This is a genomic window from Lysinibacillus sp. RC46 (genome assembly GCF_041262385.1).
In the GTDB taxonomy this organism is placed as follows: Bacteria; Bacillota; Bacilli; order Bacillales_A; family Planococcaceae; genus Lysinibacillus.
In genome coordinates this window covers 50,696-71,445 of sequence record NZ_JBGCCF010000025.1, presented here as the reverse complement: position 1 = coordinate 71,445, position 20,750 = coordinate 50,696, and the positions used below count along the sequence as shown (strand labels likewise).

Sequence of the window (20,750 nt, the reverse complement as noted above, 5' to 3'; positions counted from 1 at the left end):
AATACTCGCGGAAGCAAGGCGAATACCCGCGAAAGCAAGGCAAATACTCGCGGAAGCAAGGCGAATACTCGCGGAAGCAAAGCAAATACCCGCGGATCCAAACGAATAACATCCTTAGTCACATCTAACAAGGTGTGGCTTTTTATTGTGCAGACAAAGTCCAACGGAGGATATATTGAGTGGATTTTGCGAGTAGAATTATGAGTAGTAGGGAACAAAAGCATAGGGAACGACTGGTCGTTTTATAACGGTTAAATTAGTAGATCTAAAATAGATAATTTGCTAGAATGGCGAATGTGACTAAAATAGAAATAATAGTTATAATATGGAATCTGTTTTCATTTCTCCCGAGTATAAGAAAACCTATGTGAAAGAAGTCGGACAAAATTAATTATTACTGTAAATGTCAAAATAACAATATACATTTTTGCTCATCCAAGCATGTACGTTTTCGATTACTTTTCTATTTAAGTGTGTGAATAATTGCAACTTCGCACGGAGAGTGTACTCGCATGATTCGATTGACTGAACTCATCTATATTAAGGGCTGGTTAACCGGTCAAAGCAATCCATGCTCGCCATGATGGGTGAACACCTTTTTTAATAAAAATAGCGCATTATGAAATACCACCTGTTATTAATCAATACGGAAGTGTCCTACATGCGCCAATGATTGCATACAGTGTTTGGAAGTATACATTTGAAAGGATGTGAGGGCAAATGAAAGTAACGGTTAAAGAATGGCGTGTAATGTCTGATCACAACAAACAATTACTTTTAAATGCGGTAGCAACTAAATAAAACATAGATGAAAAGAGGAATGAGAACATGCTGCAACAAACACAACACGTACTTAGAAAAAGTAGTGCTAGAAAGTAATAACAATGTTGATAGTTTATCTGCACAAATAGTTCAATGAATAGTTGTCCAATAGGCAACGACTCATTCATTTAATAGATAAAAATAATGAAATCACTCATAAAAGTTGGCATAAGAACAGTGGAATGGTGTGAGCAGCCACTTTAGAAATTCAAGATACATTAAAATTATTTGCATTTGCTACGGAAGGGTATTCCCAATCCAAATTAATAAAATATAATTTTTCCCCCAGCAACGTCATTTTAGATAAACCGTATTCATTCAATGTTAAAAATAGACGAAAGGCTTGATAAACTTTAGTATTACAACAATACAAAAAAAGAGGAGCCAGACTAAACAATGTCTGACTCCATGCGTGTATAACCTTTTAAATCATCAAAAAGCTCTAAAGTAAATGAATTGGAATCTGCTTGAGGGCTAACACCCTTTTGAACGAATACTAAGAATTCATCTATCGCTTTTTTTGATCCTTCTACTTCAACCTCAATTTGATCTTGATTATTTAGTTGACAGTATCCTTTTAATCCTAGCTCAATCGCTTTCTGTTTAATGAAAAAACGATAGCCAGTCCCGTAAACATCACCGAAAAATTTAATTAGCGCTCGCTTGTTCAAGCTAACACCTCCTACTAGTTAAGAGGGGAAAACCCCCTTGGTGCTTAGTGCATTACACGTTCTTTTTCTAAATATGCAATTAGATTATTGATAAAATAGAGAACTTGCTTAGAAGCTTGATCTACTTCTTTTAAATGAACTTCTGCCTGCTGAATATTCCCAGCCTTATAAGCCACCGCTGCTAACTTCGCCGATTCATGAACACGTAAATGATAGGCGTCTAATTCACGGTACTCCTGTAAGTGTCCGAAACGTTCTACGGTGCGAGCAGATGTATACCATTTACCAAGACGGCAGTCTGTATGTGAAGAAACATCACTTGGTTCGACATTTTCAAGACCGAGGAACATATTATAAATTCGCCATTTCCATAAAATATGATCGGCCTTTGATAATTGTAAAAGTGCAATGGACGAAAGCTGAACATTATTATTCTCAATAATATCATTGCGGAAACGATTAATTTCTTTCCCTAATGAATGAATATCACTAGATGTGTTATGACTATATTCGCGAATGTCATCTTGAAGGTTAGAAATCTCAATCATTCTTGCTGATACTTCATCAATAGCTGCAGCCTGTTCCTGTGATATCGCAGCTGTATTTGTGACATCCAGATTAATACCTTCAATGGCACTAACTATCGCATTTAATAATGGTAACGATTCTTTAGCCTCTACAGTTGCATCTTTAATAATTTCAGTCGTTTCTGTTATTGAGTTTGACACATCGTTTGAATAGCTCTTTAAATGATGTACATTTGCAGTTACTTCACTTAGCGCTGATACCGTTCCTTCAGCAAGCTTTCGAACTTCCTGCGCAACTACGGCGAAGCCTTTACCATGTTCACCTGCTCGTGCAGCCTCAATAGAAGCGTTCAAAGCAAGTAAATTCGTTTGATCGGCAATTTGGTTTATTAACGTTACAACATTTTCAATATCATTTACCCGCTTTTGTAATTCTGAAAAGGATTCAACAATTGATGTAAATGTTTCTTCTGTTTTAAAGATTTCAGAAAGGGCATGCTCAATTGCATTTTTTCCTTGTACAGCATGATCAACAGATTCAGTTGTTTTTTCAGAAATACGAGAAGACATTCGAGCAACCTCGTTAATAGAAGCGGCAATTTCTTCAGTTGCTGCGGTAGAAGACTGGATTTCTTCGTTTTGTTTATCTAAGCTAAATACTAAATCTTTCATATACATGATTTTTGCGTTGACATCCATTAAAGAGGAAATTTCAGCGACAACATTTTCAATAGTACGTTCTGTTAACACTTCGATGAGTAATTCCTGGTCAACGTTAACAGCTGATTGGAAAGATTTCATATATTCAAATGCCTTATTAGGTTTTAAACCAAAATTATGTAAAATGTATGTAGTAATATAAAATGCAAATTGATTGAAGACGACGATTAACTTACCCGGCTCATATTGATTCTTTCTGAACAAATTGAAAAATTTAACGGTTTCATCCACATATTCATCATCACGAGTAGCTAGGAAAAATTGAGTTAAGTATCGATTAATATTTTCTTCACTAATCGTTAGCTGAGAGGAAAGAGAGATTTCTCTTAAATAGTTATTAAAAATTGCATTCATCGACGGCGTGATATCTTTTAATTTATTGTAGAGAGTTTTTAAATTCTCTTCATCTTGAGTATTGAAATGGTTAAATGCTAGTGTTTTATTAAAACGACCTGTAGCATTTAAATTTGTACCACGCTTTAATAATTCATCGAGTTCGGCCTTAGGTCGAATACTTGAAAACATAAAAAAAATACCTCCAAAAATTATGAATAATAAGGTAATAGTACCATAAGACAGAGTGTTTTAATAGACATTTCAAATGTGTTTGCTAAAATGAAAATATCTTATTACAGCAGGGAATGTGGCAAATATGTATACAATCATTTACATGAAAGCTGATTATGAGCCTTGGTGGAAGTTTGAAGGCTGGGAGGCTTTTATTCAAACAAATGAAACATTTGAATCGGAGGAGCAATTTGAGGAAGCCTTACAAAGAAAACTAAAGCACTTCCGTTTAACATATGACAATGAGGCAACGAAAGAAGATGGGTTTTGGGCATTCTGGTCAGAGGATGAAAGTGTTTTTTGCGAAGCCTGTGATGATGATGTACAAATTTATCACGGTATTATCGCTTTGAGATCTGAGTCATAGAAATAAAATTTTGACATTTTAAAAAAAATATTTTTTCTTTATTTGACAAAATTATGAATGGCGGTTATACTTAGGTTAACAATTTAATTGCTTCACCGGTAACATGAATTCACATATTACAAAAAGTGATCGCGTTAGTTCGGTACTCTTTGTAATATGTGAATTTTTTTCATTCGCTGAAGAAATTACATATTGTTCACTTTTATTTTTTGGAGGTTTTCTTAAATGAAACAAGGTACAGTAAAATGGTTTAACTCAGAAAAAGGTTTTGGATTCATCGAAGTAGAAGGCGAAAACGACGTATTCGTACACTTCTCAGCTATCGGTGGCGAAGGTTTCAAAACTCTTGACGAAGGTCAAAAAGTGGAATTCGAAGTTGTAGATGGCAACCGCGGACCACAAGCTGCTAACGTAACTAAACTTTAATTCTCAGTAATTAAAATTACTTTCGTTAAATTAAGGCATCCTATTGATATAGGATGCCTTTTTTTTATGCTTCGAACATTTGAGAGTTACAACATATGATTAATAGTGACTTGGTATATGAAAGAGTGTAGATCCTACCATTCATGCAGATCAAAAATCAAGTTTCTCAATTCTGTACAAATAAAAAAATAATTTTATTATGTAAACAAAAGTAAGAGCTCGTCTCATTCATGAGGACAAGCATCTTTTAGGGGAATTATTTACTTAATATGCGTTGAAGCACTTCAACAGGTATAAACAAACCGACACGACCATATGGATCATTTTTCGCCGTTGCAAAAACGATTCCGATAACTTCACCAGCAGCATTAATGACAGGACTGCCACTATTTCCCCGATAAACAGGGGCTTTCATCATCATAACAGGCTCCTGCCAATCCTCAAGGTGTGTTGATTCCAGTAAAGTACCTTCATTTGCGATGCCTGTAAACGCTAGTGGATTACCAATGAAATAGACATGCTCATTTTTGCTATAGGTAGGATTTTCAGCGAGTGAGAGGGAAGGTAACTCATCACCCGTTACTTGTAATAATGCTAAATCTACGTCCGGGAAGCTTTGCAGTAACTTGGCACCCATTAAACCTTCCTCAGGGAAAATGACGAATAATGATTGAGCATCTTCTACAACGTGTGCATTGGTTACGATAAGTCCATCTGAAGAAATTGAAAAACCAGTGCCTTTACTAGAACCTGTAGATATCTCTACAACAGCTTTTTTATAGGTTTTTATATCTTCTTGCGTTGATAATCGTGCAGACACCTTCAAAAATTCAAGAGCTGGAATGGAGTATATTTGAAAGATAAGTGCAAATGTATTCAAAAACAACACAAATGCCATACTCCAGACAATCCATTTGACAATTGGTTTTCGTTTTTTAGGCTTTTTACCTTGCAGTTGTTCTTCTTGTGCCAATGCCTTTTGTTGTTCAGCGAGGACAAGCTCAATCAATTCTTCTTCTGTCAATTCTTCATTTGTTGTTGATCTATGTATATCATTCATAAAAACCCTCCTTACCCAAAATGAAAAGCGCCCAAGTAGGACACCTGTAAAGTAATTCTTATTCAATTTTTTAGGGTCGAGGAAATGACGAAAGGTCCTAATCAGTTGTCATCGTTGTATGATTTATACGATAAGGTCAATATTTTAACAAAATATTGCGTTGACGCCATTATCCTCTGAGTGTGTTAGCTGAATAACATCATAATAGACAGTTACTCCAGTAGTGATTGATGTCGTAGTTTAATTATGGTTCATACTTAGACTACTTCAACTATTTGTCTTCATTATACGCGAAGTATATAGGTTATACGAATGTTATGAAAACCAGGTTTCTAGAAAGGTAATCTCTTTGCTAGTTGCATTGACACTTACACGTAAACCGATGGGCATAGCATGCAGGGGATGAGTGTGACAGCAATCAACATCAGCGATAATAGGTATAGTACGTCCATTTAGCTGCTCTAGCAACACATCATAAGGCTTTCTTCCGGTTCCTAAATCATCATATTGTTCATGTTTACCTAAAATAATTGCAGAAGCTTTGTCGAAAATGCCGTGTAGTTTTAACATAGCAAAGTTTTTCTCAACAACCGCAATTGTTTTAGAAGTATCTTCAAGAAGTAAGATATCTCCTTCATTAACGTGAGGGAAGTAAGGTGTTCCAATGAAGCCGTACATCGTATTTATATTTCCACCTATTAAACGACCTTCAGCAATGCCAGGTTGTACGGTAATCCATGAATTATGATGTTGAGTTTTTTCAGTTGTTTTTTCTAACCAGTTTAGCCGGTCATCTGTCCAAATAGGTGGGATTGGCATGGTATAGGGAATTGATAATGAATGTAAAAACAAATCTTTAAAATATTGCTCCGTATAATGGACAAAAGGTGGAAATTCACCAAATGTAGAAGCAACAGAAGGTCCATAAAAGACAGGAACTCCAGTCTTTGCATACATTGCAAGGAGTATAGTGGTCACATCAGACAATCCTATAAGTATTTTTGGATTCTGCTTAAATGCTTCGTAGTCTAGATAGGGCAGCAGACTATTGGCGTTAGTACCACCCATAGTTGGTAAGATCATTTTGATGTGGGGATCACGAAGTAGGGCATTTAGCTCTGCTGCACGTTCTTTCGGTGTACCGGAGCGATAAAAATCTTCTCTTCCAGTTAACGAGCCTTCTTGTATAGTAAAGCCGAGTGCTTGCAGACGTTCCTTGCCTCGTTCATAGCGAGTCTTTGCAATAGTTGTAGCTGGTTTGGAAGGCGAGTAAATGCCAATGGTATCGCCTCTTTTTAATGGGGAAAACATAAAATACCTCTTTCAATTTAAGATAAAAGCTATTATACATGATTTTACAATTTAAAGAGTCGTATACTTGTTTTGACGAAAGAGATGTAAAAAGTAACTGAAATGAATAGTTATAACAGAGCTGAAAATAATAATATTATGTAAACTTTATGCTAGAAACTTGTAAGAGAGTTTAGAATTTAATATGATAGATATGAATTTATGAAATGGGGGCGTTTAAATGTATCGTCATGTAGATGACTTTTTAAATGAGTGGTCAGCATCAGCACAAGGTACTCTTCAAGTATTAAAAGCTATAACAGATGAAAAGCTAGAGCAAAGCATAGTGGAAGGTCATAGCTCACTAGGTTGGTTAGGTTGGCATTTAGTTGGAGCTGCTGGTTATTTCAGTTATTTAGCAGGTTTAAAAGTGCCAATGACTCGACAAGAAGATCCAGTTCCATCTACAGTTGCTGAAATTGTAGCTGCTTATGAAAATGTAGCAAATAGTGTGAAAGAGGAAGCGGCAAAACTATCAAATGAAGACTTGCTGGAGGAAGTAAAAGGCTTCACTGGACCAATAGCTAGAGGTGCATTATTACGTGTAATGGTCGATCATCAAACACATCACCGTGGACAAATGACGGTGCTCCTACGTCAAGCCGGTTTACCAGTACCAGGCGTATTGGGGCCAACAAAGGAAATGCAAAAGTAAACGTAAATAGGCTGGGACAAAACTGTTCAAAACCTTAAGCGCGAGAAATCAATTTTCTCGCGCTTTTTTTTATTTTGCCTTGAAAATATGCTTATGTCTTAAGTGATGCAAATAGTGTCGCTTGAAGGTAGATATCGATATTTTTCGAAAGTTGGGTGATAAATTAAAAAAGTTGGTCAATAAACAATCAAAAGTTCTCGATATATCTTAAAACTGTAGCTAGCTCCTTAAAAATTATTGTCGCTGTCGTTCAGCTCTGGTGCACTTTCGCGACAGAAAAATTTTCTATAAAAAGATATGTTGTAAGAATGAAGAACAATTAAATATAAAGAGAAAATAGGCCAATCTAAATAGGAAATGCCTATTTTTGCTTTGAAATAGAATAGGTAGCTTTTTATAGGCTACTTATTTTTAATTGGATTTCACCTTAGTTAACAAACCATCTAAAAATATTGCAATAAAGCCTTTGCTTTCTTGTAATAAATCAAAATCTTTTCCAAAGACTAACCAGTCATATAATGAACCTCGCATACAACGACTAATGTAAATTACGGTTTGTTGAATATTTATTTGTGCAGATAATTCTCCATCTTTAATAGCCTTTTGTATAAATGAGTTTAAAATTTTATACAATTCTCGTTCAGAATTGGAAAAGAAATTTTCTTCGTTTTCAATTAAGCCACTTTTGTAAACAGAACGCATTAAATCCATTCCTAAATCATCTTTTAAATATTTCATTTGTGCATCAATTAATGAGATGACCTTTTCCTTGAAGCAAAGATTGGCAGGCAGTGTTGCTGTAAATTCCTCGTAAAAGTGATCAATTTCTTTAAATTTTTCTAAGAAAATATCGTATTTAGAAGAGAAATGACCATAAAAAGCACCTTTTGAGCTTTTGCTTTTTTGCACAATTTCATCAACCGTTACTTGATCAAAGCCTTTCGTTTCGAACAATTTAAGTGCTGTTAAATAGATATGTTTTTTCGTTTCTTGAGCCTGCTGTTTTCGTGTCTTTTTCATTTTCTGCATCACCTATTTCCCACGAGATATTCTATTTAACTTTAGCATAATACTCGTTCATGTAATTATATTATTTTCTGAATTGTTAGAAAAAATATTGACAAATAATTGTTTTGCCGATTAATATACAGACTATAGTCTATGAAACAGTTAAAGAGGGGGGATAACATGGATTTAATTGGGAATAGAACATTGCGCTCTGTTTTAAGGGAGAGAATAGAGCAACAACCTGAAAAAAGTTTTATTCGATTTGAGGATAGTAAGGGAAACTATTTTGAAAAAAATTATGGGGATTTTTATCAGGAGGTTATTCGCTTAAGTAATGCACTTCTTAAGCTTGGTATCAAAAAAGGGGATCATGTTGTGTTACATTTACCAAACAATATGGAATTTTTCACAGCATGGTTTGCTTTAGCAGAAATTGGGGGCATTATGGTGCCAACTAACATTTTATCACCAGCAGATGAAATGGAATATATTATTTCTCATTCTGAAGCTGTCCTCATTATTACTGAAGAGGACTATGTCGAAAAGTTTGTCAGTATTAAGTCTAAAACACCGACTATACAAAATATTATTATTACGAGACAACAAAATAGCTCTGAAGGTATCTTATATTTCTCAGAGCTCATTAAAAATGCAAGTGATAACAATGTACATTTCCCAACAGTTTCGTCAGAAGATATTGTGGCATTGCTTTATACATCTGGAACAACATCAAGACCTAAAGGCGTTCAAGTGACACATGCCAATTATATTTACACGGGTGAGTTAATGGCTCGTTCAATAGCTTTAACACCTGAAGATCGAACATTTATTGTCTTACCGCTTTTCCATGGGAATGCCCAATACTATTCAACGATGTCAGCCATCGTGGTAGGGGCAAGCATTGCAGTTACTGAGAAATTTAGTGCTTCACGTTATTTTAAACAAGCAAAGGCATTAGGCGGAACAGTTGGTTCTTTATTTGCTGCTCCTATTCGTATGATTTTAGCAAAAGATTACGAAAAAGAGGCGAAGGATAATCCTTTACGACTTGTCCTTTTTGCACAGACAGTTGCTGAACACCAATTAGTCCAGTTTGAGGAGCAATTTGATGTGAAGTTATTGCAATTGTACGGTTTGACCGAAACAGTGGGGATTCCACTGATAAATCCTCTATTTGGAATACAGAAAAATATGAGCATCGGTAGACCAAGCATTGGTTATGAGGTTCAGCTTGTAGATGAACATGGAATTCCTGTAAATCAAGGGGAGATTGGTCAAATTGCCGTTAAAGGGATACCAGGAAGAACCTTAATGAAAGGCTACTTTAAAAACAAGCAAGCGACAAACGACACTATCAAAGATAACTGGATACTAACTGGAGATAACGCACGAATTGATGAAGATGGTTATTTCTATTTCGTTGATCGAATAAAGGATATGATTAAACGCTCAGGTGAAAATGTGGCAGCGAATGAAGTGGAGAGTGTATTAACAGAGCATCCATTAGTATTTGAAGCAGCCGTCATTGGTGTACCCGATGACATGCGTGATGAAGCTATTAAAGCGTATGTTATTTTACAAGCTGGCGCTACTATAAGTGAAGAGGTATTGATTGCACATTGTCGGGAACGCCTCGCGAAATTTAAAGTGCCAGATAGTATTGAATTTGTGACTGATTTTCCACGTACTCCTGTTGGAAAAATTCAAAAGCATGTTTTACGTAACGCATTTTTAGTTGAAGTGAATGACATAAAAAATTGAATGTAGAGAGAAGGGATTCTATGAAAAATGTGAAGATATTATTAGCAAGTTTAGCAGGATCAGTCATTGAATGGTACGATTTTTATTTGTATGGTACTGCAACAGGATTAGTTTTTACAACGCTTTTTTTCCCTTCGACTAATCCGGCAATCTCGATTTTAATTGCATTTGCTACGTTTGGAGCTGGATATGCAGCTCGTCCAATTGGAAGTTTAATTTTTGGACATATGGGTGATCGTGTCGGAAGGAAAGCCTCGCTTATGCTTACTTTAATAGGAATGGGCGGTAGTTCTTTTTTGATAGGTTTATTACCTACATATGCACAAGTGGGATTACTCGCACCAACGCTTTTAGTAATTTTGCGACTTATTCAAGGGATTGCACTTGGTGGTGAATGGGGAGGTGCCGTGTTACTAGCTACTGAATCGGCTACAAAAGGGGTACGTGGCTTTTTTGGTTCTATTCCACAGCTTGGTGTACCAATCGGTTTAGTTTTAGGAACATTTAGTTTTACACTTATTTCTTCATTAACGACAGAAGCTCAATTTATGGCATGGGGTTGGCGTTTACCATTTCTATTTAGCGCAGTTTTAATAGTACTGGCTATATGGATTCGAAGCGGAATCGAAGAAACACCTGAATTTAAACGTAAAAAAGACAATGGTGAATTAGCTAAATTACCAATTGTCCAAGTCTTCAAATATAACAAAAAAGATATTTTCCGCATTATAGGATTAAAAATAGGGGATGGATTCTTTAATGTGTTTTTAATGTCATTTATTTTAGTGTATGCAACTACGTATATTGGCTACACAAGGGATGTCGCATTGTTTGCACTAACATTAAGCTGTGCAACAATGATTGTAACAATGCCCATTGTTGGATATTTTTCAGATTTTATAGGTCGAAAGAAAATTTATATTGGTGGCCTTATCACAATGTTACTGTTAGCGATTCCATATTTCGTATTGATTCCAATCAATTCAACTTATTTCTTTATGTTGCAAGTCATTTTACTTGGTGTCATATGGGCAGCCATTTTCGCGACTCAAGGTACGTTTTTCTCTGAATTATTCCCAGCGAATGTTCGCTATACGGGGCTATCCTTTGGCTATCAAATCGCTGCGGCAATCGTCGGATTTGGACCAATGCTATGGACATCTTTAGCAACAGAATACGGGGCATCACCGTATTTATTTGGTGGATTAATGATGGCGGGGCTATTGTTATCACTGCTACTTGCAGTATTTTCACCAGATACACGGATGATCTCACAATATGAAGAAACTGCCGAGAAGGTACAAGAACATGAACGCATGTCAGATGCTCAAGTGGAAGTAGCAATGACAACTACGTCAAGTAATAGTTAACATTACAAGTGCGCCTAATAGCTAGACTCATTAATAAAATAACAGGGTTCTCCTTTTTGAATAGGAGAACCCTGTTTTGTTCATTAGTTTAAGCCTTGGCTATCTTTCCATTCTAGGAATTCATCATAAGTTAATAGTTTATCTAAAATTGTGCCGTCTTCACGGATTTCGATCACACGGTTTGCAATTGTTTGGATGAACTGATGGTCATGAGATGTGAAAAGCATCGCACCTTTGAAGCGCATAAGTCCTTCGTTTAGTGCTTGGATTGACTCAAGGTCAAGGTGGTTCGTAGGCTCATCCAGTAAAATAACGTTTGCTGTTGCAAGCATCATTTTTGACAGCATACAACGAACTTTTTCGCCCCCTGATAAAACTGAAGGAGATTTTTTCACTTCTTCACCAGAGAATAGCATACGACCTAGGAATCCGCGTAAGAAGCTTTCAGTTTCATCATCAGGAGAATATTGGCGTAACCATTCCACTAATGATTTCTCTGAACCTTCGAAGTATTTATCGTGATCATTTTCAAAGTAGCTTTGAGAAGTTGTTACGCCCCATTTGAACGTACCAGCATCTGCTTTTCTTTCGTCCATAAGAATATCAAGAAGAGCCGTTTTTGCCATTGGATTACCAAGTAAAATGATTTTATCTTCTTTGTTCATTGAAAAGCGAATATCTTTAAATAGTGTTTCGCCTTCATTGCTTGCTGTAAGGCCATCCACTGTTAACACATCATTACCGATTTCACGTCCAGTTTGGAAGTTGATGAATGGATATTTACGGCTAGAAGGTTTAATGTCGTCAAGCTCGATTTTATCCAGCATTTTTTTACGAGAAGTCGCTTGGCTTGATTTTGAAGCGTTCGCAGAGAAACGAGCAACGAATGCTTGTAGCTCTTTAATCTTTTCTTCTTTCTTCTTGTTTTGGTCTGCCATCATTTTTTGTGCTAATTGGCTAGACTCATACCAGAAGTCATAGTTACCAACATATAATTGGATTTTAGAGAAATCAAGGTCAGCAATATGTGTACATACTTTGTTTAAGAAGTGACGGTCATGGGATACGACAATAACCGTATTTTCAAAGTTAATTAAGAATTCTTCTAACCATTGGATTGCTTTTAAGTCAAGGTGGTTGGTAGGCTCATCTAGTAATAGAACGTCTGGTTTACCAAATAGAGCTTGTGCTAATAATACTTTGACTTTGTCAGAACCTTCAAGGTCAGCCATTAGCATATAGTGAAGCTCGTCGCCAATCCCTAAACCGTTTAATAATGTTGCTGCTTCTGAGTCAGCTTCCCAACCATTTAGGTCAGCGAATTCACCCTCTAATTCAGCAGCACGCATGCCATCCTCATCAGAAAAGTCTTCTTTTGCGTAGATAGCGTCTTTTTCAGCTTTTACTTCCCAAAGACGTTTGTTCCCCATAACTACTGTATCTAATACATTGAATTCATCGTATTCAAAGTGGTTTTGTTTAAGGACTGATAAACGTTCGTCCTTACCCATTGATACGTGACCTTCTTGTGCTTCAATTTCACCAGAAAGGATTTTTAAAAAAGTTGATTTACCAGCACCATTTGCCCCGATTAAACCGTAGCAATTCCCCGGTGTGAATTTTATATTTACGTCTTCAAATAGTTTACGATCGCCATAGCGAAGACCTACATTACTTACTTGAATCATGCAAGTTCCTCCTTTTTTCACAATGGCACTAGTATATCATGAAATATGTACCAGAGTCTATAAACATTATTAAATCAACGTTTAACGTTTATGGGTTGTCAGGTGTTTGAGTGGAATAGGGGAGGGGAGATAATGCGATTCGGAAATACGTATCGACAACAAAGTAAGGTTTTAAACGTTTCTAGGGGAAAGAACAGTAAGTAAATGAAATTGATTTATCCCTAATTTATTACCTTTTAATATTTTATTGAAAGGAAGATGCTAAATGTCTAGAAAAGTAAAAGAATTGAGAATGGATGATGTTGTTTTTAAGCCTAGCTTACAACCTAAGCAATCGGGAGGTAATACCACCAAACGTAAGCCCGATTCAATCTCAATAGATCAAGCACTTGAAATAGTAAACCGACAAATGCAATTACAAGGACTAAGACATAAGACTTTGTTGACTTATAACCAGACGATGCAAAAATTTGTAGAGTTTTTAAAAATTGAGACGGTAGATGATATTAATAAAGAAGGATTTATGGATTGGTTAGAATCACTCAGTCATTTAGACAAGACAACTCAACTCAACTCAACTCAACTCAACTCAAGCTAACAGATTTATGATGAGTTGTACGCATGAACTTCTTGATAAGTTAGAAACTTAAAAGATTATAAAAGAGTATGAAGTGATTAAGTTAGATGAGAAACGTAAGCAACTATTATTTGAGGTGGAAGGATAGAGATATGGATAAAATGGTGGAATATATAAAATTAATTATTACAAAGAAACTATATGGGAAACAATTAGATGCTATTCATGATTACATGAAAGAACTAGAGTTATGGTCAATGTCAGATAAAAGTGGGTTACCAAGTAAACGTGAGGATGTTGATTGGCAGTTGTTTGAACCAAATGTAGTTTAATATTACTTACTAAATTTTATTATAATGACAAACACTTCCTATTAACTTACAATTGTGGGTAGATGGGAGGTGTTATTATGAAAGAAACTAATGAATTCGTATTCTTTTGGGGTAAACAAGATGTATTTTCAAATTTTTATTATTCACCATTCAAGCACCAAAATCAGTTATTCAAATGGAGCGAACAAGCAGTAATGTATCGTAAAGCTAAATTGTTTGGTGCAGAGAAGATTGCTCAACAAATTATCCGTGCACAAACTCCAGACGAATGTAAAAAGTTAGGAAGAAGTCGTCAAATTCCGTTTGATGAGAATATTTGGTCAGAAAATCGGGAGAAGATTTATTACGAAGTGTTGTTAGATAAATTCTCTAGCCCAAAACTCAAATCGATTATTCTTAATACAAAAGATAAAACTATGGTTGAAGCTAGTCCTTACGATAAAATTTGGGGCATCGGAATGGATTGTAATAATCCTAATGCTACAAATCCTTCAAAGTGGAAAGGATTAAACCTTTTAGGTAAAGTACTAGAAAAAGTAAGAGAAGAGCTAAATAAAAGGAATCAATTATAGAAAATACATAACTAAGAAGAAGATTAATTATGGAAAATGGAATTGTTTTTGTACAAAGTGAATTCATGAGAAATGAAAACGTTTATCGTGATGAAGTTTTAGAGAAGGTAAAAGCTGTTTCAATGATTGGTGAGAATTTAGAGGTTACTCTACAAATGGCTGCTGAATATTACGAAGTAAATGTAGAAACAGTTAGATAAGCAGTTAAGCGTAATAGAAATGAGTTTAATGATTACGAAGAACTAAGGTAATAAAGCCACACTCGTAATGAGTTGTGGCTTTTATGCAATATAATTCAATCTAATCGAAAGCTTTCTGATTCTCTTCTGATTCTGTTAAAATCATCCCTAGTCAATAATCCATGTCTGTTTAAAAGTTGTAATGAAGGTAGTGTAGCTAGGTCTGGTACATCTTGTACTAGACCGTTTAACTCCTTTTACACCTTACCTTTCAACAAGGTATAGATTTACACTTACATTAAGATTACAATATTTGTAACTGCGGATGGGAGTGTAAAGTATGTCTAGTGAAAAGAATCCATTTAAAGAATGGATTAAGGAACATGAAAATAAATTATCTTTTATCAAATTTGAGAAAAGGAATTAAAGTTTCTCTTCCCATATCCAAATTGGTTGCTGAAGAACGATGGATGTAAGATGACGGTTGATTCTTTTTGAATTCACTGTCATCTCATTGCTAAGAACGATCACAGTTAATTCCTCGTCATTTAGCCGTGTAACATAATGACGGAAACCGCTCGGATATCCTCCTGGATGTCCAACTGCTTTTTTCCCCATGACATCTTGAGTATACCATCCATAGCCATATTGATTCGGAAACTTTTTAGCATGGGTCGTACTAATCAGTTCTGATGTTTCTTTGTTTATCAATACATTATTACGCAAGGCTCTGTCAAACAGTTCTAAATCTTCAGCAGTAGAAATGATATCCCCAGCTGCGTACGCTGCAGAATTATGTATTAAGGGTCCGATTTTCCCATCTACATGTCCTTCCGCTTTCGGTATACCGACGGGAACCGTAAACATAGAATTAAACATGTTGCTCGGTTTAAAAATATTTTCTTCTATATAATTTGCATATGACTGACCGCTGACTTTTTCAATAATTAGCCCTAACATTACATAGCCAGTATTACTGTAACTAAAGCTTTTACCTGGGGTAAACTCTAATTCAGAATCTCTAATGATATTTACAATATCATGTGGATTCCATTCTTTGCTGTAGTCAAATTTGAAATCCTTCTTTAGATAATCCGGAATTCCTGAGCTATGACTTAATAGATGACTTATTGTAATAGTCTCTCCATTCGGAAAGTCTGGGAAGTATTGCGAAATTGGATTATCTAAGTTTAGAAGATCCTTTTCTACTAATTGCATGACTGCTACTGCAGTGAATGTTTTAGATAATGAAGCAATCTGATAGAGCGTGCTTGGGCTATTAGGTAAATCAGTGGCTGCCGATCCGTAACCTTTTGTAAATAAAACTTCACCTTCCTTTGCAATTAGGACGGTTCCCAGAAATTTTTCATTTGTCAAATATTGATCAATTTTTTCATATGTATACCTCTCAATCTATTTCTTTATAGCTTATCAACAATTCCTGTTATAAGACATAATTTTACAAAACGTACCAAAAGTTGAGGAAAATGTAGTTTTTATCATGTTGCAGATTGTTCGCTAAATAAAATAAAATAAACCGTACTAGTATTACAATCGAATAAATATTTACATATTGATTATGAATTATTTTTCTAAGTTTTTACTGATAAATGCAAGGTTAGGCAGTATACTAATAAAGTAAAAAGGATTACTTCAGTAAAATAAGGTATATTATATTTGTTGAATAGATTCTCTTTAAAGATAAGAAAAGTAGGTGAACAAAGTGGGGAAATATCAATTGGATACCAAAGGTCAGAAGGCTGTGACAAAGTATCATGAAAAAAACAAGCCTGCCAAATTTGATAAAAAGCAGCAAATAGAAAAAATACGTGCTGAGTATTTGAAAAAAAAGCAAAAACAAACAGATAAATAATATGATTGAAAACATAGGAAGAAAATAATTATCAAGACCAAAATCGAAAAAAGTTAAATAAATTAAAGGACCAAACATATTAGTCATATAAAATATGTTTGGTCCTTTTAAATACCTCTTTAAAATATCGAACTTTGTTGTTCTCCATCTGTATACTGATAATAAAGTTGTTTAATTTTTAATAAGGCCATATGGAATATAATAAAGTTATTTAAAAATATTAGCCATGCTATTCAACAAACGGGCCAGATTGTGGAATAACAACTTTTTATGAAAGATTACCAAACGGCGCTTTGGGAAAGCTTAATACCATTGAGAAAACAACCTGAAAATTGGTATAATAAACAATATATCAAAAAAAGTTGGTGTAACGAATGCTGAAAAAAATATTATTTTCAATAACATTTGCTCTTATTGTAATGATTTCTGTTTTTATCATAAATAGAATTTTACCTAATAATGATATACGATTTATTTTAATTGGCATTAGTATTACGATTATTCTCGGGTTTTCTCAATACTTAAGTGAAAAATGGTTTGCTAATAAAGAATAAAATTATCTTAGATACTATGAGTTTGGCGAACCCAACAGCCCCAGTCCAATTTCCAATTAATGATGCAATTTGTTTTTTAGTAATTGCAGCTCCGATAATTCCTCCGATTGCAATAACGCCACCATTTATGAAAGCAAAAGAAATATACAGGCTTAACCTTCCTTATGAAGTAGGACATGGTGATAAGGTGCGCACTATCCTTGTTTTTGTATTGACTTCAACTGGCATGCCCTTGATATGTTGAAAGGGCCTTATAACATTTGATAAAAATCTCTTGCGTCAAATCTTCAGCAAGGGCTGTATCATGTACATATGTATAAGCAAGTTGCAGAATCGCTTGACCATTACCGGTCATTAGCTCCTCAATCACCTGAGCTCGTGATAAGCCGCTTGCTGTTATTGTTTCCTCCATATCGTCCCTCCTTACGTGTTCATTCATTAGACGATTGCCAAATAATACTGGTTTTACTTTTATTATATTAAGGCTGTTTTCGTAAAGATTGTTGTTATTAAAACATAAAGACAGATTAAATCTACAAGATGTGTGGAGAATGAACTCTGTCTTTTTGTTTTGATATTTCGTAAACCGAATTTTTAACTAAAGCACTCAGTTAGTTTAAATATGACTTCTCATAAATTTTTGGATGTTCGTAATAAGTAGTTGATTTTCTTATTTATTATTTACTCATTTTGTTCAGTAAATCATTTTTCTTCTTTATAAGACTCCAAAAGTTCAATTAATGCTGGAACGGCTTCTTCATTCAAAGAATACCTATCATTCATATAAAAGCTTCCTGTATTTGCACTCGCGTAATACCATATATCAATGATTTCTTTCGAGTTATCATCGTATATCACTTCAAGCTTATATAAAGGGCCTTCATCTGTATGAGGTTGTGATAATATAGTGGCATCTTGCATTGCATCTTCAAAAAGTTTTATTTCAGCGGCATTTTCAACTTCTTGTTTATCTAACTTAGCATTTGTTCCTTGTCCAATCACAATTATTTTTTGAATTTCACCTGCAAACTCAAAAGTTTTCTTCTCTTCATTATTACAACCTACAAGAAACAACAAAACGAATATTATAAACATTTTTTTCATTAGATCCCAGACCTCTCAATATTTGTTTAATAGATTAGACTTAAAATCTATTAAAAAGTTACAAACTGCCGAAATTTTCATTTACTGTACATTTCCTTTCAGATATTCATTCAACATAGCGATGAAACCACTGAATCTGCTTAAAAAGCATCTAAAAAAAGATGCTTTTTGTTTTGTCTTAATGCTTCTACTGTAAAATAGTTAGATTTTTGACAAGCTGAAATAAGCATTTGCTCTACGCGATTTTCAAATGCTAAGTTTTTATGTATCTCAAGCCAACGATACCAGTAGAGGTAATTATCCAAATAATACGTACCAACACCTTGAAAACGTTCCATCCATCCTTTCAAACGACGATGGAAGTTATTAACGTGTTGTATGTGGAATATCCCTTTTTTTACTCGTTGATTTTGATTAAGATTAATTGTTTCGTGTTGAAGATTTTTTGCTGCTGCAAATTTTTTATAGTTGGTAGCTGTATCCGTGCATAACAAAGAAGAATGAGCTATATAATCCCCGATAACCATATCAATTTCTTCTGCTTTCACACGACCTCTACCCGCCATCCTCGCAATAATATTGTTATTTCGATCTTGGGCTACAACTACAGCAACTTTCTGATTTGAAATTCCTCGTTTTTCATCCTTTTCTGCTCTTTTTTTTGGTTTACGATGTGTAAATCTACGACCTTTTAAAGATTCACGAAAGAAAGTCTCATCACTTTCAATGATGCCAGATAATTGATTGAAGCCGTGACTTCCTAAAGCATTTAAAATCTTGTGCCTCCAATAAAATGCGGTGGATATATGAATTTCCAAGGAGTCTGAAATTTGTGGTAATGTAACACCGTTTATCATCATTTTAATGTACTTAATCCATTTTTCCGGATAACGCGAACCTGAAAAAGGCGTATTTGTCATATCATTAAATGTTTTCCCACAATCCTTACATAAATATCTCTGTCTAGAACGATATTTACCATTACGTTTTACCGCAGTACTTCCACAATGAAGACAACCTAAACCAGACGAAAATCGAGACTCTTTGATCTTAGGAAGTAATTTTTCCATTTTATTTTCTTCTTTTGGATATAGATCTTGTTTCATTGCCTTAAATAAGGCTAGTTGATCTGCTTTTCCTAATTCTCCGACTGCTTCATACACATATCTCCACATTATTGAACGCCTCCTGAAAATGCATTATATTCAACCATATTCAGTATTTTCAATAGAGCAACAATCTATACGAAAACAGCCTATATTAAAAACGTGGTATTTCCCGTAAGCTAAATAATCTTCAGGGAGAGTTCTAGAAGGTAAGAGTGAGGGGTACTTTAAATAGTAGTATGAAATGGCAAACTTTATAGTAGAAAGGGAGGGAATCTTGAAGAGATTTACATTTATTTTGATAATCATCGTAATGATTTGCATTGTCTTTAGTAAAAAAATATTTTCAATTGATGATCATAACGCATCTGAGTCTAATCTTTACATCAACGTGTTTGATCCTAAAAGTTTGAAGTTTACATTCTATCATTTTGACCAGATTCAAAATAAAAGTAAATTACTATTTAGTAAGGAAACGGCGGATTATACTGCTTTCGCTTATTCTGAACGTACTAGTAAATTGTATTTCGCTGATGGCATATCAGATCATACAATACAATTATTTGAAAATGATCTAAACACGAATCAAATGAAACAGTTAACCACTTTATTTAATAACGTTGATTTTATCCAAATAGACAAAGACCAAAAAAATATCTTGATGAGAGTACTATTAAGAGATGAATTTAGAAATTTTCATATAGCTACGTACAATCTTCAAACAAAGAAAATACAAATATGGGAAGAAGACAATAAGGACAGAAGTGTTTTAGATTTTAATTATAACCCGAATAATAATCAATTAATTGTAGTCTCTTTCTCCGAGAACGAAGATCAGAAGAAACTTACAGAGGCTAATAAAAATCAAACGAAATTACAGCCGATTAAACACAGTTTAGATATTTATAATATAGAAGGTCAACAAATAAAACATATAGCCGATGTAGAGAGATTTATAAGTGGCGCATCATTGGCAGCAGATGCTAGCTCTGTAATTATCAGTTATGATGAAGCTGTAGACAGTCCTATTTCGCATGTTGTAGAAATAGATATCCAATCCAACACCGTAAAGCCTTTACTAGATAGTAGTGGTATTTATTCGAAAATTCGCTCCGTTAAATTCGATGAAAAAAAAGAAGGGTTTTATTTCTTATCTAGTTTTATTGATGAAAAAAAGGGTTATAGTATTTTGGAAATACCTAAAGAGAGCGTACTCTCGTATTATGACATCAAGAAAAATAAGGTGCGAAATGTATGGCGGGCTGAAAGAAGTGTTATTGTTAATTATTCAGCAGAACATTTTTAATGCACAATTTATTTCTTGATAATTCTGAAAAGACTGTTGACTTCGATCTGGAGTTCCTGTAGAATGTTCTGAAATTACAGGTAAATTCGATGAAAAAGAGAGTAGTTTATGGAGCTACTGGAAAGCGAATTAGGGATGGTGTTAGCCTAATGCAG

21 protein-coding genes and 1 other annotated feature (1 of these 22 cut by a window edge) are annotated in these 20,750 nt (G+C 34.6%); of the genes, 11 read left to right on the top strand and 10 right to left on the bottom strand.

What is annotated here, in order from left to right:
• Nucleotides 1-1,211 precede the first annotated feature (1,211 nt).
• Both ABH966_RS20035 and ABH966_RS20030 read right to left on the bottom strand, forming a co-directional pair.
• Nucleotides 1,212-1,493 carry an acylphosphatase gene (locus ABH966_RS20035; protein WP_370081489.1) on the bottom strand — a complete coding sequence of 94 codons (282 nt, stop codon included), beginning with the start codon at nucleotides 1,491-1,493 and terminating at the stop codon, nucleotides 1,212-1,214.
• A gap of 44 nt (nucleotides 1,494-1,537) precedes the next feature.
• Entirely contained in the window at nucleotides 1,538-3,265 is a 1,728-nt protein-coding gene (locus ABH966_RS20030) for a methyl-accepting chemotaxis protein (protein ID WP_370081487.1), read from the bottom strand.
• A gap of 127 nt (nucleotides 3,266-3,392) precedes the next feature.
• Between ABH966_RS20030 and ABH966_RS20025 the strand changes: the two genes are divergently transcribed.
• Nucleotides 3,393-3,674, top strand: a complete 282-nt coding sequence (locus ABH966_RS20025) for a DUF1033 family protein (RefSeq protein ID WP_370081485.1) — start codon at nucleotides 3,393-3,395, stop codon at nucleotides 3,672-3,674.
• Nucleotides 3,675-3,899: 225 nt separating this feature from the next.
• Nucleotides 3,900-4,100 (top strand): cold-shock protein, encoded by a 201-nt coding sequence (locus tag ABH966_RS20020; protein ID WP_049665398.1) that lies wholly within the window; start codon nucleotides 3,900-3,902, stop codon nucleotides 4,098-4,100.
• 256 nt (nucleotides 4,101-4,356) lie between these two features.
• Here ABH966_RS20020 and ABH966_RS20015 read toward each other — a convergent pair whose 3' ends face one another.
• Both ABH966_RS20015 and ABH966_RS20010 read right to left on the bottom strand, forming a co-directional pair.
• Nucleotides 4,357-5,160, bottom strand: coding sequence for a S1C family serine protease (locus ABH966_RS20015; protein ID WP_370081483.1), 804 nt, complete (start codon nucleotides 5,158-5,160; stop codon nucleotides 4,357-4,359).
• A gap of 315 nt (nucleotides 5,161-5,475) precedes the next feature.
• Nucleotides 5,476-6,471, bottom strand: a complete 996-nt coding sequence (locus ABH966_RS20010) for a S66 family peptidase (RefSeq protein WP_370081481.1) — start codon at nucleotides 6,469-6,471, stop codon at nucleotides 5,476-5,478.
• 220 nt (nucleotides 6,472-6,691) lie between these two features.
• On the opposite strand from ABH966_RS20010, the gene ABH966_RS20005 reads away from it, so the two are divergent.
• Entirely contained in the window at nucleotides 6,692-7,165 is a 474-nt protein-coding gene (locus ABH966_RS20005; protein WP_370081479.1) for a DinB family protein, read from the top strand.
• A 411-nt stretch (nucleotides 7,166-7,576) separates the two neighbouring features.
• Here ABH966_RS20005 and ABH966_RS20000 read toward each other — a convergent pair whose 3' ends face one another.
• Entirely contained in the window at nucleotides 7,577-8,185 is a 609-nt protein-coding gene (locus ABH966_RS20000; protein ID WP_370081477.1) for a TetR/AcrR family transcriptional regulator, read from the bottom strand.
• Nucleotides 8,186-8,353: 168 nt separating this feature from the next.
• Here ABH966_RS20000 and ABH966_RS19995 point away from each other — a divergent pair, with 168 nt between their 5' ends.
• Together ABH966_RS19995 and ABH966_RS19990 are read left to right on the top strand one after the other, a co-directional pair.
• Nucleotides 8,354-9,934 (top strand): AMP-binding protein, encoded by a 1,581-nt coding sequence (locus tag ABH966_RS19995; protein WP_370081475.1) that lies wholly within the window; start codon nucleotides 8,354-8,356, stop codon nucleotides 9,932-9,934.
• A 20-nt stretch (nucleotides 9,935-9,954) separates the two neighbouring features.
• On the top strand, nucleotides 9,955-11,304 hold the full coding sequence (locus ABH966_RS19990) for an MFS transporter (protein ID WP_370081473.1): 1,350 nt from the start codon (nucleotides 9,955-9,957) through the stop codon (nucleotides 11,302-11,304).
• 83 nt (nucleotides 11,305-11,387) lie between these two features.
• Here ABH966_RS19990 and ABH966_RS19985 read toward each other — a convergent pair whose 3' ends face one another.
• Nucleotides 11,388-12,992, bottom strand: a complete 1,605-nt coding sequence (locus tag ABH966_RS19985) for an ABC-F family ATP-binding cassette domain-containing protein (protein ID WP_370081471.1) — start codon at nucleotides 12,990-12,992, stop codon at nucleotides 11,388-11,390.
• Nucleotides 12,993-13,257: 265 nt separating this feature from the next.
• Between ABH966_RS19985 and ABH966_RS19980 the strand changes: the two genes are divergently transcribed.
• The 4 genes from ABH966_RS19980 (at nucleotide 13,258) to ABH966_RS19965 (ending at nucleotide 14,673) form a co-directional block, all read left to right on the top strand.
• Nucleotides 13,258-13,590: a hypothetical protein gene (locus tag ABH966_RS19980; protein WP_370081469.1), complete on the top strand. Its 333-nt coding sequence runs from the start codon at nucleotides 13,258-13,260 to the stop codon at nucleotides 13,588-13,590.
• A 131-nt stretch (nucleotides 13,591-13,721) separates the two neighbouring features.
• The gene (locus ABH966_RS19975) at nucleotides 13,722-13,901 is read left to right on the top strand and encodes a hypothetical protein (protein ID WP_370081467.1); all 180 of its coding nucleotides are present in this window, start codon (nucleotides 13,722-13,724) and stop codon (nucleotides 13,899-13,901) included.
• Between the two features lie 77 nt (nucleotides 13,902-13,978).
• The gene (locus tag ABH966_RS19970; protein WP_370081465.1) at nucleotides 13,979-14,473 is read left to right on the top strand and encodes a riboflavin biosynthesis intermediates N-glycosidase; all 495 of its coding nucleotides are present in this window, start codon (nucleotides 13,979-13,981) and stop codon (nucleotides 14,471-14,473) included.
• 29 nt (nucleotides 14,474-14,502) lie between these two features.
• The gene (locus ABH966_RS19965) at nucleotides 14,503-14,673 is read left to right on the top strand and encodes a hypothetical protein (RefSeq protein WP_370081463.1); all 171 of its coding nucleotides are present in this window, start codon (nucleotides 14,503-14,505) and stop codon (nucleotides 14,671-14,673) included.
• A gap of 402 nt (nucleotides 14,674-15,075) precedes the next feature.
• Here the strand turns inward: ABH966_RS19965 and ABH966_RS19960 are convergent, their stop codons facing one another.
• On the bottom strand, nucleotides 15,076-16,029 hold the full coding sequence (locus ABH966_RS19960) for a serine hydrolase domain-containing protein (RefSeq protein WP_370081461.1): 954 nt from the start codon (nucleotides 16,027-16,029) through the stop codon (nucleotides 15,076-15,078).
• Between the two features lie 346 nt (nucleotides 16,030-16,375).
• Between ABH966_RS19960 and ABH966_RS19955 the strand changes: the two genes are divergently transcribed.
• On the top strand, nucleotides 16,376-16,525 hold the full coding sequence (locus tag ABH966_RS19955; protein WP_370081459.1) for a hypothetical protein: 150 nt from the start codon (nucleotides 16,376-16,378) through the stop codon (nucleotides 16,523-16,525).
• Nucleotides 16,526-17,296: 771 nt separating this feature from the next.
• On the opposite strand, the gene ABH966_RS19950 is transcribed toward ABH966_RS19955, so the two are convergent.
• The 3 genes from ABH966_RS19950 to ABH966_RS19940 all read right to left on the bottom strand — a co-directional run bounded on the left by ABH966_RS19950 (nucleotide 17,297) and on the right by ABH966_RS19940 (nucleotide 19,358).
• The gene (locus ABH966_RS19950) at nucleotides 17,297-17,491 is read right to left on the bottom strand and encodes a sigma factor (RefSeq protein ID WP_370081457.1); all 195 of its coding nucleotides are present in this window, start codon (nucleotides 17,489-17,491) and stop codon (nucleotides 17,297-17,299) included.
• A gap of 290 nt (nucleotides 17,492-17,781) precedes the next feature.
• Entirely contained in the window at nucleotides 17,782-18,183 is a 402-nt protein-coding gene (locus ABH966_RS19945; protein WP_370081455.1) for a YhfM domain-containing protein, read from the bottom strand.
• A gap of 140 nt (nucleotides 18,184-18,323) precedes the next feature.
• Nucleotides 18,324-19,358 carry an IS1595 family transposase gene (locus tag ABH966_RS19940; protein WP_370081453.1) on the bottom strand — a complete coding sequence of 345 codons (1,035 nt, stop codon included), beginning with the start codon at nucleotides 19,356-19,358 and terminating at the stop codon, nucleotides 18,324-18,326.
• 208 nt (nucleotides 19,359-19,566) lie between these two features.
• Between ABH966_RS19940 and ABH966_RS19935 the strand changes: the two genes are divergently transcribed.
• Nucleotides 19,567-20,595: a hypothetical protein gene (locus ABH966_RS19935; protein WP_370081451.1), complete on the top strand. Its 1,029-nt coding sequence runs from the start codon at nucleotides 19,567-19,569 to the stop codon at nucleotides 20,593-20,595.
• An 80-nt stretch (nucleotides 20,596-20,675) separates the two neighbouring features.
• Nucleotides 20,676-20,750: a binding site (T-box leader), on the top strand (it continues 146 nt past the right edge of the window).

Excerpts from the sequence above, each read along its gene's own strand:
- ABH966_RS20030 (WP_370081487.1), bottom strand. The coding sequence starts at position 3,265 with ATGTTTTCAAGTATTCGACCTAAGGCCGAACTCGATGAATTATTAAAG.
- ABH966_RS20025 (WP_370081485.1), top strand. The coding sequence starts at position 3,393 with ATGTATACAATCATTTACATGAAAGCTGATTATGAGCCTTGGTGGAAG.
- ABH966_RS20020 (WP_049665398.1), top strand. The coding sequence starts at position 3,900 with ATGAAACAAGGTACAGTAAAATGGTTTAACTCAGAAAAAGGTTTTGGA.
- ABH966_RS20015 (WP_370081483.1), bottom strand. The coding sequence starts at position 5,160 with ATGAATGATATACATAGATCAACAACAAATGAAGAATTGACAGAAGAA.
- ABH966_RS20010 (WP_370081481.1), bottom strand. The coding sequence starts at position 6,471 with ATGTTTTCCCCATTAAAAAGAGGCGATACCATTGGCATTTACTCGCCT.
- ABH966_RS20005 (WP_370081479.1), top strand. The coding sequence starts at position 6,692 with ATGTATCGTCATGTAGATGACTTTTTAAATGAGTGGTCAGCATCAGCA.
- ABH966_RS20000 (WP_370081477.1), bottom strand. The coding sequence starts at position 8,185 with ATGAAAAAGACACGAAAACAGCAGGCTCAAGAAACGAAAAAACATATC.
- ABH966_RS19995 (WP_370081475.1), top strand. The coding sequence starts at position 8,354 with ATGGATTTAATTGGGAATAGAACATTGCGCTCTGTTTTAAGGGAGAGA.
- ABH966_RS19990 (WP_370081473.1), top strand. The coding sequence starts at position 9,955 with ATGAAAAATGTGAAGATATTATTAGCAAGTTTAGCAGGATCAGTCATT.
- ABH966_RS19985 (WP_370081471.1), bottom strand. The coding sequence starts at position 12,992 with ATGATTCAAGTAAGTAATGTAGGTCTTCGCTATGGCGATCGTAAACTA.
- ABH966_RS19980 (WP_370081469.1), top strand. The coding sequence starts at position 13,258 with ATGTCTAGAAAAGTAAAAGAATTGAGAATGGATGATGTTGTTTTTAAG.
- ABH966_RS19975 (WP_370081467.1), top strand. The coding sequence starts at position 13,722 with ATGGATAAAATGGTGGAATATATAAAATTAATTATTACAAAGAAACTA.
- ABH966_RS19970 (WP_370081465.1), top strand. The coding sequence starts at position 13,979 with ATGAAAGAAACTAATGAATTCGTATTCTTTTGGGGTAAACAAGATGTA.
- ABH966_RS19965 (WP_370081463.1), top strand. The coding sequence starts at position 14,503 with ATGGAAAATGGAATTGTTTTTGTACAAAGTGAATTCATGAGAAATGAA.
- ABH966_RS19950 (WP_370081457.1), bottom strand. The coding sequence starts at position 17,491 with ATGGAGGAAACAATAACAGCAAGCGGCTTATCACGAGCTCAGGTGATT.
- ABH966_RS19945 (WP_370081455.1), bottom strand. The coding sequence starts at position 18,183 with ATGAAAAAAATGTTTATAATATTCGTTTTGTTGTTTCTTGTAGGTTGT.
- ABH966_RS19940 (WP_370081453.1), bottom strand. The coding sequence starts at position 19,358 with ATGTGGAGATATGTGTATGAAGCAGTCGGAGAATTAGGAAAAGCAGAT.